Origin of the sequence: Thioalkalivibrio sp. K90mix (assembly GCF_000025545.1) — a bacterium.
Classification (GTDB): Bacteria; Pseudomonadota; Gammaproteobacteria; order Ectothiorhodospirales; family Ectothiorhodospiraceae; genus Thioalkalivibrio.
In genome coordinates this window covers 2224267-2237613 of record NC_013889.1, presented here as the reverse complement: position 1 = coordinate 2237613, position 13347 = coordinate 2224267, and the positions used below count along the sequence as shown (strand labels likewise).

The 13347-nt window shown below is 68.4% G+C and carries 14 protein-coding genes; 7 read left to right on the top strand and 7 right to left on the bottom strand.

Going from position 1 to position 13347, the window contains the following annotated elements; genetic code table 11:
- The first annotated feature begins 51 nt into the window (after positions 1 to 51).
- A complete protein-coding gene (pgi, locus tag TK90_RS10630; RefSeq protein ID WP_012983482.1) occupies positions 52 to 1710 on the top strand; it encodes a glucose-6-phosphate isomerase in 1659 nt (552 codons plus the stop codon).
- A 21-nt stretch (positions 1711 to 1731) separates the two neighbouring features.
- Here pgi and TK90_RS10625 read toward each other — a convergent pair whose 3' ends face one another.
- Complete coding sequence (locus TK90_RS10625; protein WP_012983481.1) at positions 1732 to 2598, bottom strand: bifunctional nuclease domain-containing protein; 867 nt, start codon at positions 2596 to 2598, stop codon at positions 1732 to 1734.
- A 90-nt stretch (positions 2599 to 2688) separates the two neighbouring features.
- Here TK90_RS10625 and TK90_RS10620 point away from each other — a divergent pair, with 90 nt between their 5' ends.
- Entirely contained in the window at positions 2689 to 3288 is a 600-nt protein-coding gene (locus tag TK90_RS10620; RefSeq protein ID WP_012983480.1) for a DUF938 domain-containing protein, read from the top strand.
- A 30-nt stretch (positions 3289 to 3318) separates the two neighbouring features.
- Here the strand turns inward: TK90_RS10620 and TK90_RS10615 are convergent, their stop codons facing one another.
- Both TK90_RS10615 and TK90_RS10610 read right to left on the bottom strand, forming a co-directional pair.
- Positions 3319 to 3738: a DNA polymerase III subunit chi gene (locus tag TK90_RS10615; RefSeq protein ID WP_012983479.1), complete on the bottom strand. Its 420-nt coding sequence runs from the start codon at positions 3736 to 3738 to the stop codon at positions 3319 to 3321.
- Between the two features lie 16 nt (positions 3739 to 3754).
- On the bottom strand, positions 3755 to 5233 hold the full coding sequence (locus TK90_RS10610) for a leucyl aminopeptidase (RefSeq protein ID WP_012983478.1): 1479 nt from the start codon (positions 5231 to 5233) through the stop codon (positions 3755 to 3757).
- 88 nt (positions 5234 to 5321) lie between these two features.
- On the opposite strand from TK90_RS10610, the gene lptF reads away from it, so the two are divergent.
- The 3 genes from lptF to TK90_RS10595 are packed head-to-tail and all read left to right on the top strand — an operon-like array spanning position 5322 to position 8160.
- Positions 5322 to 6437: an LPS export ABC transporter permease LptF gene (gene lptF / locus TK90_RS10605; RefSeq protein WP_041444360.1), complete on the top strand. Its 1116-nt coding sequence runs from the start codon at positions 5322 to 5324 to the stop codon at positions 6435 to 6437.
- Complete coding sequence (gene lptG / locus TK90_RS10600; RefSeq protein WP_012983476.1) at positions 6434 to 7507, top strand: LPS export ABC transporter permease LptG; 1074 nt, start codon at positions 6434 to 6436, stop codon at positions 7505 to 7507. Before lptF ends, lptG begins: the two co-directional genes overlap by 4 nt.
- Complete coding sequence (locus TK90_RS10595; protein ID WP_012983475.1) at positions 7504 to 8160, top strand: GDSL-type esterase/lipase family protein; 657 nt, start codon at positions 7504 to 7506, stop codon at positions 8158 to 8160. The genes lptG and TK90_RS10595 overlap by 4 nt, the downstream gene beginning before the upstream one ends.
- Positions 8161 to 8202: 42 nt before the next feature.
- Here the strand turns inward: TK90_RS10595 and TK90_RS10590 are convergent, their stop codons facing one another.
- The gene (locus tag TK90_RS10590) at positions 8203 to 8739 is read right to left on the bottom strand and encodes an RDD family protein (protein ID WP_012983474.1); all 537 of its coding nucleotides are present in this window, start codon (positions 8737 to 8739) and stop codon (positions 8203 to 8205) included.
- A gap of 62 nt (positions 8740 to 8801) precedes the next feature.
- Here TK90_RS10590 and TK90_RS10585 point away from each other — a divergent pair, with 62 nt between their 5' ends.
- On the top strand, positions 8802 to 9167 hold the full coding sequence (locus tag TK90_RS10585; RefSeq protein ID WP_012983473.1) for a PilZ domain-containing protein: 366 nt from the start codon (positions 8802 to 8804) through the stop codon (positions 9165 to 9167).
- Between the two features lie 49 nt (positions 9168 to 9216).
- Here TK90_RS10585 and glp read toward each other — a convergent pair whose 3' ends face one another.
- The 3 genes from glp to mobA all read right to left on the bottom strand — a co-directional run bounded on the left by glp (position 9217) and on the right by mobA (position 11648).
- Positions 9217 to 10461 (bottom strand): gephyrin-like molybdotransferase Glp, encoded by a 1245-nt coding sequence (gene glp / locus TK90_RS10580; protein ID WP_012983472.1) that lies wholly within the window; start codon positions 10459 to 10461, stop codon positions 9217 to 9219.
- Positions 10462 to 10480: 19 nt separating this feature from the next.
- A complete protein-coding gene (mobB, locus tag TK90_RS10575) occupies positions 10481 to 11017 on the bottom strand; it encodes a molybdopterin-guanine dinucleotide biosynthesis protein B (protein WP_012983471.1) in 537 nt (178 codons plus the stop codon).
- Positions 11018 to 11081: 64 nt separating this feature from the next.
- The gene (gene mobA, locus TK90_RS10570; RefSeq protein ID WP_012983470.1) at positions 11082 to 11648 is read right to left on the bottom strand and encodes a molybdenum cofactor guanylyltransferase MobA; all 567 of its coding nucleotides are present in this window, start codon (positions 11646 to 11648) and stop codon (positions 11082 to 11084) included.
- Positions 11649 to 11785: 137 nt separating this feature from the next.
- On the opposite strand from mobA, the gene TK90_RS10565 reads away from it, so the two are divergent.
- Positions 11786 to 13318 (top strand): nodulation protein NfeD, encoded by a 1533-nt coding sequence (locus tag TK90_RS10565; RefSeq protein ID WP_012983469.1) that lies wholly within the window; start codon positions 11786 to 11788, stop codon positions 13316 to 13318.
- Positions 13319 to 13347 lie beyond the last annotated feature (29 nt).

Here is a 13347-nt window from a genome sequence, read left to right as displayed (position 1 = left end):
CGGCTGGGCGGCGCGCGGCAATCTGGAGTCACCATCGCAAGGGGCACACGGATGATCTCAGGGAACGAAGGGGCACGGAGTGATGATCTGGCTGCACATGCAGAGCGGCTGAACGAGTGCCCCCTGCGAAACCTGCTGGAAGAGGACTCGGGCCGGGTGCAGCGGGATGTGCAGGAGATCGCGGGGCTGCGCCTGGACTGGACGCGCCAGCGGCTGGACGGTCCGGCGTGGCAGGCCCTGGCGGCGCACGCGAACCGCTGCGGTGTGTCCGGGGCCCTGGAGCGCCTGTTCTCGGGCGAGCGCGTGAACATCACCGAGGGGCGGGCGGCTCTGCATTCAGCGCTGCGCCTGCCGCCCGGGGCGTGCTGCGAGGTCGAAGGCGAGGACCTGGCGCGTGTGGTGCATGCGGAACTCGAGCGCATGGAGGCCTTCGTGCGGCGGGTCCACACGGGTGAGCATATGGGCCATACCGGGCGCCCGATCCGGCGCGTGGTCAATATCGGTATTGGCGGCTCCGACCTGGGCCCGCGCATGGTCTGTCGTGCACTGGCCGCACACGCGCGGCCGACCGCCGAGGGCGATCCGCTAACCGTGCGCTTTGTCTCCAACGTGGATGGCGCCGCACTGTCCGCCGAGCTGCGCGAGGCCGACCCCGAGACGACTCTGTTCATCGTCGCCTCCAAGACCTTCGGCACGCAGGAGACCCTGACCAACGCCCGCGCCGCGCGTGACTGGCTGCTTGGCCACTTTCCCGAGGAGGCGGTCGCGCGCCACTTCGTCGCGGTGTCCACCGCGCGCGAGCGGGTGGTGGCGTTCGGGATCGACCCGGCCAACATGTTCGGCTTCTGGGACTGGGTGGGCGGGCGCTATTCGGTGTGGTCGGTGATCGGTCTGCCGGTGGCGCTGCTGCTGGGCATGGATGGCTTCCGCGCCTTCCTCGGCGGGGCGCACATGATGGACGAGCACGTGCGCGCCACGCCCCTCGCCGACAACGCCGCCGTACGCATGGCCCTGGTCGACTACTGGAACCAGAACCTGCTGGGGGCCTGCGCCCGCGCGGTCCTGCCCTATGACGAGCGCCTGGCCCTGCTGCCCGCCTATCTGCAGCAGGCAGAGATGGAGAGTCTCGGCAAGCGGGTGCGTCTGGATGGCCGCCCGGTGGAGGAGGATACCGGCAGCATCGTCTGGGGGGCGGTCGGCACCGATGGCCAGCACGCGTTCTTTCAGCTGCTCCATCAGGGTACGCGGGTGATCCCGGCGGAATTTATCGGCGTGGCCCGGCCGGAACACGACCTGCCGGCCCAGCACCCGCTGCTGCTGGCGAACCTGGTAGCGCAGGCGCAGGCCCTGGCGCTCGGCAAGGACGAGGGCACGGTGCGCGCGGAGATGGCCGCGGCCGGGACCGCCCCCAAGCAGATCGATGCCCTGGCCCCGCACCGGACTTTCCCGGGCAACCGGCCCAGCACCGTGATCCTGCTCGAGCAACTCGATCCGGCCACGCTCGGGGCGCTGATCGCGCTGTACGAGCACAAGATCTATGTGCTCGCGACGCTCTGGGGTATCAATGCCTTCGACCAGTGGGGCGTGGAGCTTGGCAAGCAGCTGGCGGGTGAGGCCCTCCAGGCCCTGCGCGGCGAGGGCGGGCAGCCGGACGCGGCCACGGCCGCGACGCTGGACTGGCTGCGCCCGCGGCTGCCGACTGCCGACTGACTTCTTTCCTGGCCAGTTCCGCTACACGGCCAGCGCGTCGTCCGACTCTTCGATCTGCGGGACGTCGGTGGGCAGAGTGATGGTCTGTTCCTCGCCGTCCAGCCAGAAGCGGATCTCCGCCTCTTCGCCATCCGGGGTCTCGGAGACCGCATCCAGGAATTCGATCGGGGTCTCGGGAGTTTGCCCGTTTACCTCCAGGATCAGCGCGCCCTGCGCCAGGCCGGCGGCTGCGGCAGCGCCCTGGGCGCGGCTGACCAGCACGCCGGGTTCATCCGGCAGTTCCAGTGCCTCGCGCAGGTCGTCGCGCACCGCGATCACGGTGATGCCGAGCGCGGTCACCACCTCGTCGTCGCCGGGCGGGCTGTATTCGAACGGCACGTCGGCCTCGAGGACGTCGGGCGAGACCGCAATCGTGGCACCGGTGCGCACGGCCAGGGCCAGGCCGTCACTGGGGCGGGTGTCGATGTAGCGCGGTTCGTCCTCGCCTTCCACGCGCAGCTCCAGCCAGCCAAGGTAGGTGCCGTCGACCAGGCCGTCGACGATCACGCGCTCCAGGGTGGCATCCAGTTCCTCCAGCAGATTGATCATCAGGTCGTGCGTCTGCGGGCGCGACAGCTGGACCTCATGCATCGCCAGCAGGATGGCCTGCGCCTGGTCGGGGCCGATCACGATCGGTACCACCTCGCCGGAGTCGGGGTCGCGCAGCAGGGCGATCGGAGCGCCGGTCTGGGCGTCCATGCCGACCGTCGCCAGTTCCACCGGCAGCACGCGTTCCAGTGCCTCCGGATCGACTTCGCGGGCGAGCGCGTCACTGGCGGCGAGCGCGAGGGTGAGCGCCAGGGAAACGATCAGGACTCGGGGCCAGGCAAACCAGCGGGGGTGCGACATGGGGCGGGCCTGTGGTCGGGATGTCCCTCGATCATGGCAGTCCGCCCCGGGTGCGTCCAGAATGACCCGAAATCGTATGCAGGAGAGATGATGTCCCGACACAAGCCGTACGCCCCAGCCGCGGAGGAGAACCGCGACCCCATCCTGTCCGTGTTGCGCGAGCGTTTTGCCGCACCGGGGCGTGTGCTGGAGGTCGGGGCGGGAACAGGGCAGCACGCGGCGTACTTCGCCGGCGCCCTGCCACACCTTGACTGGCTCCCGAGCGATGTCGCGGAGAATCTCCCGGGGGTGGAGGCCTGGCGCGCGGACGCGGCGCTGCCGAATCTGCGGGCGCCCGTGGCGCTGGACGTGGTGGCCGACCCCTGGCCCGAGGGGCCTTTCGACTACGTTTACAGCGCGAATACCGTGCACATCATGCACTGGCCGGCGGTCGAGGTCTTTTTTGCTGGCGTGGGGCGGGTGCTGGCGCCGGGCGGCATTTTTGCGCTGTACGGCCCGTTCGCGCATGACGGCACGCACACGGCGTCGTCCAATGCCCGTTTCGACGCGATGCTGCGTCAGCAGGACCCGGGCATGGGCGTGCGCGACCGCGCCGATCTGGACGCGCTGGCCGGGCAGCATAGTCTCGGCCGGGCCGAGGTCGTGGAGATGCCGGTCAACAACCAGGTGCTGATCTGGCACAAGGCCTGAAGAGTCCGTGTTTCCCTGGCGTGGTGCGTGTCAGATGTTGTGGTGCTTCAGTGGGTAGCCGCGTTCCTTGAAGTAGCGGTAGCGGGCGCGGCCGGCCTCGCGCTCCGACTCCTCGCCGCCGACGATGTCGGCGACGCGCTCGAAGCGGCCGCAGTATTCCGGCACGTCGGCCGCCAGATTGATCAGCACGTCGCAGCGATCCGAAGGGGCATGGGCCTCGTGCAGGGAGACCGGCACGTCGGTGTTGCGCACGTCGGTGCTGTGCGGCAGGAAGGTAGTGTCCTCGAAGGTCCACAGCCACTCGTCCAGGGTGCGGGTCAGCTCCGGCGAGCCGGTGTGGATGTGCACGCGATGCCCCTGGCCGCTGGCCTTTTTCGCCAGGCGGCAGGTGAAGCGCAGCCGCGCCTCCGGGGCCGGGTCCTGCAGCAGGTAGAAGCTGACGTGGGTCATCCGCGCCCGACCCGGATCAGGCCTGGTCGAGCAGGTAGCGCATCAGCATCGGGACTGGGCGGCCGGTCGCGCCCTTCTCCTTGCCGCTTTTCCAGGCCACGCCGGCGATGTCGACATGCGCCCAGGTGTAGTCCTCGGTATAGCGCGACAGGAAGCAGGCGGCGGTGATGGTGCCGGCCGGGCGCCCGCCGATATTGGCCATGTCGGCGAAATTGCTCTTCAACTGCTCCTGGTATTCCGGCCACAGCGGGAGCTGCCAGCCGCGATCCCCGGTCTCTTCACCGGCGGCCAGCAGCGCCTTCGCCAGGCGCTCGTTGTTGCCGAGCACGGCCGCGCCCTGGTGGCCCAGCGCGACGATGCAGGCGCCAGTCAGGGTGGCGATGTCGATCACCGCCTTCGGCTTGTAGCGCTCCACCCAGGTCAGTGCATCGGCCAGCACCAGGCGGCCCTCGGCGTCGGTGTTCAGGATCTCCACCGTCTGCCCGGACAGGGTGGTGACGATGTCGCCGGGGCGCGTCGCGCGGCCGTCGGGCATGTTCTCGGCACTGGTGACCACGCCGACCACGTTGATCGGCAACCCCAGCTCGCAGCAGGCCTCGATCACCCCGAACACGCTGGCCGCGCCGCACATGTCGTACTTCATCTCGTCCATCTCGGCACCGGGCTTCAGCGAGATGCCGCCGGTGTCGAAGGTGATGCCCTTGCCGACCAGCACCACCGGGGCGTCGCCCTTCTTGCCGCCGGAGTACTCCATCGCGATCAAGCGCGGCGGGCGCTCGGAACCCTTGCCTACCGCCAGGATGGCCCCGGCCCCGAGCTTCTCCAGGTCCTTCTCGTCCAGCACTGTGGCCTTCAGTGTCTTGTGCTGCTTGGCCATCTCGCGTGCGGTCTCGGCCAGACTCTCCGGGTAGCAGACATTCGGCGGGGTGTTGCCCAGGTCCTTCGCGCGGTTTACGCCGGTGGCGATGGCCGCGGCCTCGGTGCAGGCGTTCTTGGCGGACTCGGCATCCTTGCGTTCCACGCATAGCTGGATCTTGTCCAGCTTCACCGGGGTCGTCTTCTCCTTGCCCTTGAACGGGGTGAAGCGGTAGGCGGCGTCCGAGATCGCCGCGACCAGGGTGTGCACCACCCAGGCGATGTCCTTGCCGCGCGGCTGGAAGTCCGCGACCGCGATCGCCGCGCTGGTGGCCGGGCGTTCGACCAGCGCGCTCGCCAGGGTTTGCGCCGCCTTGCGCGCGGCGCGGGCGTCGAAGTCCTTTTTCGCGCCCAGGCCGATCAGGAGTGCGCTACCCTTGCTTCCACTGCCGGGGAGCAGCAGCCGGCTGCCGGCCTCGCCATCCATCTCGCCGGCCTTCAGCAGGGCGGTGATCTCGCCGTCGCGCGCGGCATCCAGCGCCGTGGCACCCGCGGCCGGCTTGCGCTTGTGATTAATCCCGGCGGCGCGGATGCCGGCGCGGGGTTTGTCGAGGGTCGAGGTGGTGACGGAGAATTGCATGAATGCCTCCCGAAAATGAGTCCGAGCATGTTACCAGCGCCGAGTGGCGCCCGACCACGCGTCGCGTCCGACGCGGGGTGATGCGCGCGTGATCCTGCGGCGCGCCGAGCGCTTCATCGCCCGCGAGCTGTGGCTGACCCAGGCCGCGGTGAGCGTGGTGTTGCTGCTGGTCATTATCGGCGGTGTGCTGGCGCGGGTGCTGCGCGACGTCGCCGAGGGCAGACTGCCGGTCGACTTCCTCCCCGGCATGGTCGCGTTCGGGGCGTTCAAGGGCATCGTCTTTCTCTGGCCGGTGGCGCTGTTTCTGGCGTTCATGCTGGTGTTCGGGCGCATGCAGCGTGACAGCGAGATGACCGCGTTGCAGGCCAGCGGGATGTCGTTCGCCGCGCTGTACCGTGCACTGTTCTGGGTCGCCGCCCCGGCCGCGATCCTGCTGCTGGTGCTGATGACCATGGTCGTGCCCCGTACCGAGGCGCAGATTGACCAGCTGCGCGACCTGGCCGAACAGCGCTCCGACCTGGTGGGGATCGCCCCGGGGCGGTTCCTGCGTTCTCGCGTGGGCGATCAGGTCTTTTTCGCCGAGCGCATGAGCGCGGATCGCGAGGCCCTGCTGGAGGTCTTTATCTACCGCGAGGTGGACGGCGAGGCGCAGATCACCGTGGCCGAGCGTGCGGTGCCCGATCCCGGCGCCGAGGGCAGCGGGTTCCTGCTGCTGGAGAACGGCTACCGCTACGTCGGCGAGCCCGGTACCGCGAGTTTTCGCATGCTGGAGTTTGAACGCCTGCGTACCCAGATCACCGAGCCCGACCCCGGTACGCGCCGCGCCAGTCTGAATGCGCAGCCGACCCCCGCGCTGTGGGCGCAGCGCGACGATCCCGAGGCGCGCGCCGAGCTGGAATGGCGTCTGGCCATGCCGCTTTCAATCCTGGTGCTGGCGTTGCTCGCGCTGCCGCTGGCGCAGGTGCCGCCACGCACTGGACGCTATGCACGCATCCCGGCCGCGATCGGTGTGTACGTGCTGTATGCGAACTTTCTGATCCTCGGGCAGGGACAGCTGGCCGACGGACGCACGCCGCTGGCCCTCGGGCTGTGGTGGGCCCATGGCCTGATGCTGGTGCTGTGGGTCGTGCTGGCCTGGCACAAGGGCCTGTTGCGACTGCGCCCGGCTACGCCCCGGTTGCAGGACGGTGGAGGGGCCTCATGACTACCGTGCTGGGGCGCTATGTCATCCGCCAGGTGCTGATCGGCACCACACTGGCCGTTGTGCTGCTGGTCGCGCTGGATGCGGTGTTCGCGATGATCGACGAGCTGCGCGACACCGGGGCCGGCAACTACGGGGTCACCGAGGCCATGCTCTACGTGGCGCTGACCCTGCCGCGGCGGATGTACGAGATGCTGCCTCCGGCCGCTCTGGTCGGCGGGTTGTTGTGGCTGGGCAACCTCGCGGCCAACAGCGAGTTGACGGCGATGCGGGCGGCCGGCATGACGCTGGGTCGGTTTATCGTCTGGGTGCTGCAGGCGGGGCTGGTGGTGGTGATGGTGATGCTGATTATCGGCGAATTCTTTGCCCCGGCCTCGGAGACGCGCGCCCAGGCGCTGAAGGCCTCGGCCTTCGACGAGGAAATCAGTGTGGGCTCCATGGGGCTTTGGGCGCGCGATGGGCAGCGGATGATCCACGCCGAGTCGGTGCTGGCCGGGAATCAGCTCGTGGGTGTGCGCATCATCGAGTTCACCGGTGACCGCGAGCCGAGCTGGATTACCCGTGCGGCACGGGCCCGGTTTGTCGATGGTGACTGGCGCCTGGAAGACGTGGAGCGTTCGCTCCTGTCGCATGACCGCGTGGTCGCCGAGCATCGCGCGGAGGAGACGATCGACCGCCTGATCGCGCCCGAGTATTTCGACGTGCTGGTGGTCGAGCCGAGCCAGATGGCTGCGCTCGACCTGTCTCGCTACATCGACTACCTGCGCGAGAACCAGCTGGATGCGGCCCCGTACGAGGTCGCCTTCTGGCAGCGCTTCACCCTGCCGGCGAGCACCTTCGTGATGCTGCTGCTGGCGATCCCGTTTCTGTTCGGGTCGCAGCGCGAGGGCGGCGCCGGCCAGCGCCTGTTCATCGGGATCGCGATCGGGGTTTCGTTCGTGATCGTGATGCGGGCCATCACCCACCTGGGGCTGGTGTACAACCTGCCACCGTTGCTGGCGGCCTGCCTGCCGGTGCTGCTGTTCCTGGCCATCGCGCTGTTCGCGCTGCGACGCATGGCGGTGCGGACATGATCGTTTCTTCGCGGCGGATATTTCTCGCGGGCGGTCTGGCGGGGCTGCTGGCCCTGCTCGCCGGTTGTGGCGGCAGCGGCCCCGGTGACCTGGAGCCGCTGCCTCGCTCGGCGACCGTGCTGGCGTTCGGGGACAGCGTGACCCACGGCACCGGCGCCTCGCGCGGGGAGGATTTTCCGGCGCGGCTGTCCGAGATCACGGGCTGGCAGGTGGTGAACGAGGGCGTGCCGGGCGATCGCGCCGATACGGCGCGTACTCGGCTGGGTCGCAGCCTGCGCGAGCATGATCCGGATCTCGTGATCATCGGTCTGGGCGGTAATGACTTTCTGCGTCAGCGCGCCGCCTCGGCGGTCAAGGAAGACCTGCGGGCCCTGATCCACGAGGTGCGCGAGCATGGCGCCCAGCCCCTGTTGCTTGGCGTGCCGTCGGCCTCGGCCTTTGCGGCCGCGACGGGGCGCCTGCGCGACGACGGCCTCTATGGCGAGCTGGCGCGCGAAGAGGGTGTCCCGCTGATCGGCGCAGTGCTCTCGGATGTCCTGTCGAGCCGCGATCTGCGCGCCGACCGCATCCATCCGAATGCGGCCGGCTATCAGCAAATGGCGGAACAAATCGCCGACGGGCTGGAGGAGCTCGGCCTGTGGCTTGCCCCCTGATGCAAGAACCCTGCGGGCTCCGGCGCCGGAGGCGGCGTCGGTTCAGGCCGCCTTGTCCTTTTTCCAGCGCGGCTTGGCCAGGCCCGGAATGCGTACCAGCTCGGTACCGGACAGCCAGTCGTGCAGCATCCAGCGCCGCGGATGGAATTGCGACAGCCCCAGCGCGAAGATTGCCGCGGCGGTAACCGCTACGGTCGCCACGGCGCCGTGTTCGCGCACCGCCCAGATCGCCATCAGCACCACCAGCCACTGCGCGGCGGCGACCAGATAGCGCAGCGTGGCCTGCCAGGCGTTGACCGGCTGGCCATGCTCGGTGCGCAGCTGGATGTTCCAGGTTTGCAGGCCCAGGGTCTGCCCGGTGCGCGTCCAGAACCAGAAAAAGAAGGCCCAGCCGACGAACAGATTGGCGATGAAATGCGCGCGGGTGGAATACCAGCCGGTCAGGTTGCCCAGCGCCACCACGATCATGCCCAGCACCATCCAGATCGCGATCAGCAGCAGGGCGTCGTAGAGGATCGCGCCGAAGCGGCGCAGCAGGCCGGCGGGAAGGCCTTCAATGTTATTCGGGTCTTGGCTCATGGGCAGGGTCGGGCTCGGGGCACGGGTTGGTGGAACGGGCAAGGAGCGCGTAGTCTTCCTGTATGCAGCGACGGTTTCAACGTATCCCTCTGGAGTTTCCGGCCACCCTGATCCATGCGAACGGGGAGTGTCCCGTGCGTGTCGAGGATATCTCGCTGCGCGGTGTGCTGGTCGAGGGATCCCGGATTCCGGCGGTCGAGCTGGACGCCTTGGTGACGCTGGATATCCCGTTGTCCGAGGAGGCGCGCATCACCTTCGAGGGGCGCGTGCGCTGGCAGGAGGGTCTGTGGCTGGGGCTCGAGATCGAGGCGATGCCGCTGGAATCGGCGACGCACCTGCGCCGCCTGGTCGAGCTCAATCTGGGCGATGAGGCCTTGCTGGAGCGGGAGTTTGCCGCGATGGCCGAGTCCGCCCCGCCTCGCGAATAAGCCTGCTTTCAAAGGGGGACCCTGTTGGCATCCCCGATGGAGGGGGTGATCAGAAAATCTCCCGGAACGGGAGCACCTCCACCCATTCACCCACGCGCGCCCCGTCGGATTCGCGTGGCAGCACGATGTAGGCATTGGCCTCGCTCATTGCGCGCAGCTGATGCGAACTCTGGCCACCGGCCGAGCGCACGGTCCATCCACGATCGTCGGTGGCGAGCACTGCCCGCTGGAAGTCCTTGCGCCCGGGGGTCTTGTGCAGGTCCTCCACCAGACGCGCGCTGATGGTCTGCGGCGGTGTGGTGTCGCGTCCGGACAGGGCCTGCAGGGCGGGGCGTACCAGCAGGGCGAAGGTGGTCATCACCGCGACCGGGTTGCCCGGCAGACCCAGGAAGTGGGCATTGCCGAAACGGCCAAAGGCCAGCGGACGGCCGGGCTTGATCGCGATCTTCCAGAAGCCGACCTGGCCCGAGGCCTGCAGCACGCGGGTCACGTGGTCGGCATCGCCCACCGAGACCCCGCCGGTGGTGATGATCAGGTCCGCCTCCTGTCCGGCGCGCTCCAGCGCCTCGCGCACCGCGGCCTCGGTATCGCGGATCACGCCGTAGTCGAGTGCCTCGACCGGATAGGCGGCGAGCAGCGCGCGCAGCGTGTGGCGGTTGGAGTCGTGGATCTGGCCCGGGCCCAGCGGCTCGCCCAGCGGTACCAGCTCGTCGCCGGTGGAGAAGAATGCGACCCGCGGCTTGCGCAGCACTCGCAGTTCGGCGATCCCCTGGCTGGCCAGTACGCCGATCTCGGCGGCGCCAATGACCTGCCCCTTGTCGAACAGAGCGGTACCGCTGGCGGTGTCGCTGCCCGGGCCGCGGATGTTGTGCCCGGGCGCCAGGCCGCCGTTGTTCAGGCGGATCCCGGCCGCGCCGACGCGCTCGACCTGTTCTTGCATGATTACGACATCGGCGCCGTCCGGGACCACGGCACCGGTCAGGATGCGCACACACTGGCCCGGTTCCACGCGGCCATCCCAGGGATGCCCGGCGGCCGAGGTCCCGGCCAGCATTAGCTCGCGGCCCGCGACGGCATCGTCGGCGCGCAGGGCATAGCCATCCATCGCGGAGACGGCGGCCGGCGGGACGTCGATGCGGGCGGCGACCGGCTCGGCCAGGGTACGCCCCAGCGCGGATTCCAGCGGTACGGTCTCGGATTCGGTCAGTGCATCGCAGGCCTGCAGGATGGCCGCGCGTGCCTGTTCCAGGGTCAGGGCGTTGGGGTCGAACTCATCGCAGCTGGGCACGGACATGGCGCTCGGCGTCTCCGGGTCAGGGGTTCAGGTTGCAATAGTCGATGATGAAGCGCGCGACCGCATCGGGGTCGTTGACCGGCAGCAGGGGGCCGTCAAAGTCCAGCTCGGCGGCATCGGTCGCGACCGCGATCACGCCGGGGATCTCCGGGTACAGCGGGGGCTTGCCGACGGCTGGGCGGTGGACCTCGATCTTCGGCAGGTCGGCCTGCTTGAAGCCCTCGACCAGGATCAGGTCCGCGCGCTCCGGGTCCAGGCGCGAGCAGAGCATGTCCAGGTCCGGTACGCGGCCATCGTCGGTCTCCGGGGTCTCCACCATCAGGGCGTAGCGCCGGCAGGAGGCGACCAGCATCTGGTCCGCGCCGGCATGGCGCAGCTCGTAACTGTCCTTGCCGGGGGTGTCTACGTCGAAGGCGTGATGGGCATGCTTGATCACGGCCGGGCGCTGGCCACGGGCGCGCAGGGCGGGGATTACCGCCTTGAGCAGGGTCGTCTTGCCGCTGCCGCTCCAGGCGGCAAAGCCGATGCGCGGCAGATTGAACGGGTGTGGCGTCATGGTCGTTGGCTTGCGTTATGCACGCCCGAGTATAGCGATAACCGGCGGCAGCGGGAGGGGGTGTTCAGCCGACCAGGTCCTCGGGCGTATTCAGGTTGGCGAAGGCGCCGGGCTGGTCGGAGAAGTCGACCACCGTGGCGCCGATATCGCGAAACCAGCGGCCAACTGCGAGTGGGCCATGTGCGAGATCCGTCTCCAGGCGCGCGGCCAGGTCGGGTCTGAGCAGGGCGAATAGCGGTTGCAGCCGTTCGCCGTCGTGGGCGATCGCGGCCGGGGCGTCACCGGTGTCCAGCGCCTGACCCAGTCGTTCGGACAGGTCGAGCGGCAGGTGCGGGGCATCCACCGGGACACTGAGCAGGGTGTGTCCGGGGTAGTGCGCCCATGCCGCGGCGATCCCGGCCAGCGGTCCCGGGTAGTCCGGACGGGTATCCGGCAGACAGGGAAACCCTAGCGCGCGATAACGGTCGATATCGGTGTTGGCGCTGATCACGATGGAGTCCACTTGCGGCGCGAGACGTTCGATCACCTGTTCCACCAGCGGGCGGCCCCGATACTCCACCCAGCCCTTGTTGCGCCCGCCCATGCGCCGACCCTGTCCGCCGGCCAGAACCAGGCCAAGCGGCGGATGCATTGCCTTGTTCGTGGGGGATGCGGACATCGGGATTGGGGAATCAGCGGCGCAATAGCCTATGGTTTAGGGTGGGGGCACGTACCGGGTGAAGCGTTGCCGAGTGTACGACGAAACAGGACCGACGGGAGAGGAAGCCCATGAAGCGAGGCGGCATGCGCGTCTGGCGAACCGCAATCTGGCTGGCGTTCCTGCTGCTGGGGGCCGGCTGGCTGGCGGTGTCCACACTGGCGGAAACCGGACAACGGCACGCCCTGGTGCTGACCGTAGAGGATGCCATTGGGCCGGCTACTGGAGATTACATTCGCCGCGGTATCGAGCGTGCGGAGGCCGACGATGCGGAGGTGATGGTGCTGATGCTGGATACGCCCGGCGGGCTCGATTCCAGCATGCGCAGCATTATCCGCAACATCCTGCAGTCGGATGTGCCGGTCGTCACCTATGTCCACCCGTCGGGCGCACGCGCCGCCAGTGCCGGCACCTACATTCTTTATGGCTCGCACGTCGCGGCCATGACGCCAGCCACCAATCTGGGCTCTGCCACCCCCGTGCAGATGGGCGGGGGCGGTCTGCCGGGTATGGATCCGCCGGAAGAGGAGGCAGAAGAGGCTGCCGACGAGGCCAATGACAACGGCAACGGTGGGAACGGCGCCGAGAACGGGGAGAACGGCGACAACGGTAATGGCAATGATAACGGCGAGGTCGAGCCGGCCACCGAGGACGAGCTGCTGGAGGACGATCCGCCCTCGCCCCGTCGCGGGGGCGATGCAATGGAGCGCAAGGTGCTGGAAGATGCGGTGTCCTACATCCGCGGCCTGGCCGAGCGCTACGACCGCAACGCCGAGTGGGCCGAGGAGACCGTGCGCGAGGGCTCCAACCTGACCGCGACTGCCGCGCTGGAACAGAACGTGATCGACTTCGTCGCGAACAACCTCGACGACCTGCTGACACAGATCGACGGCCACACTGTGCGCATGCACGATGGCGAGCGCACACTGTCCACCGAGGGGCTGGAGATCGTGCGCATGGACCCGGACTGGCGCACCCAGTTGCTGTCAGTGATCACCAACCCGAACATTGCCTATATCCTGATGCTGCTCGGGATCTACGGCATCATCTTCGAGCTGGCCAACCCGGGTGCGATCTATCCCGGGGTGATCGGCTCGATCGCGCTGATCCTGGCGTTCTTCGCGCTGCAGGTGATGCCGGTGAACTACGCGGGCCTGGCGCTGATGCTGCTGGGCATGATCTTCATGATTGCAGAGGCCTTCGTACCCAGTTTCGGGGCGCTGGGCATAGGAGGAATCGTGGCCTTTACCGTTGGCTCCATCATCTTGTGGGACGACCCGCAGCTGAATGTGGCGATCCCGCTGGTGATCGGCACCGCCATTGCCATTGGCATCCTGTCGGTGTGGGTGCTGGGCCGGCTGTTCAGTCTGCGTGGCAAGAAGCCCGCCACCGGCTATGAAGAGATGATCGGCATGATCGGCGAGGCGCGCGAGGACTTCGACCACAGTGGCCGGGTATGGGTCCACAGCGAGCAATGGAACGCGGAGAGCTCCGCACCGGTCCGCGAAGGGCAGAAAGTGCGCGTAACGGCCATCGACGGCCTGAAGCTGCAGGTCGAACCCGTGACCGAAGAAGACACCCCGGATACCGCCTCGGCCGGCTGACCGGTCGAACGGTGTTCACAACAAGAAGG

What these genes read in the sequence shown, in the direction of transcription:
- TK90_RS10610 (WP_012983478.1), bottom strand. Translation starts at nt 5,233, where the DNA reads ATGCAATTCTCCGTCACCACCTCGACCCTCGACAAACCCCGCGCCGGC.
- pgi (WP_012983482.1), top strand. Translation starts at nt 52, where the DNA reads ATGATCTCAGGGAACGAAGGGGCACGGAGTGATGATCTGGCTGCACAT.
- TK90_RS10590 (WP_012983474.1), bottom strand. Translation starts at nt 8,739, where the DNA reads ATGAGCCAAGACCCGAATAACATTGAAGGCCTTCCCGCCGGCCTGCTG.
- TK90_RS10625 (WP_012983481.1), bottom strand. Translation starts at nt 2,598, where the DNA reads ATGTCGCACCCCCGCTGGTTTGCCTGGCCCCGAGTCCTGATCGTTTCC.
- glp (WP_012983472.1), bottom strand. Translation starts at nt 10,461, where the DNA reads ATGTCCGTGCCCAGCTGCGATGAGTTCGACCCCAACGCCCTGACCCTG.
- TK90_RS10620 (WP_012983480.1), top strand. Translation starts at nt 2,689, where the DNA reads ATGTCCCGACACAAGCCGTACGCCCCAGCCGCGGAGGAGAACCGCGAC.
- TK90_RS10585 (WP_012983473.1), top strand. Translation starts at nt 8,802, where the DNA reads ATGCAGCGACGGTTTCAACGTATCCCTCTGGAGTTTCCGGCCACCCTG.
- lptG (WP_012983476.1), top strand. Translation starts at nt 6,434, where the DNA reads ATGACTACCGTGCTGGGGCGCTATGTCATCCGCCAGGTGCTGATCGGC.
- TK90_RS10565 (WP_012983469.1), top strand. Translation starts at nt 11,786, where the DNA reads ATGAAGCGAGGCGGCATGCGCGTCTGGCGAACCGCAATCTGGCTGGCG.
- mobB (WP_012983471.1), bottom strand. Translation starts at nt 11,017, where the DNA reads ATGACGCCACACCCGTTCAATCTGCCGCGCATCGGCTTTGCCGCCTGG.
- TK90_RS10615 (WP_012983479.1), bottom strand. Translation starts at nt 3,738, where the DNA reads ATGACCCACGTCAGCTTCTACCTGCTGCAGGACCCGGCCCCGGAGGCG.
- mobA (WP_012983470.1), bottom strand. Translation starts at nt 11,648, where the DNA reads ATGCATCCGCCGCTTGGCCTGGTTCTGGCCGGCGGACAGGGTCGGCGC.
- TK90_RS10595 (WP_012983475.1), top strand. Translation starts at nt 7,504, where the DNA reads ATGATCGTTTCTTCGCGGCGGATATTTCTCGCGGGCGGTCTGGCGGGG.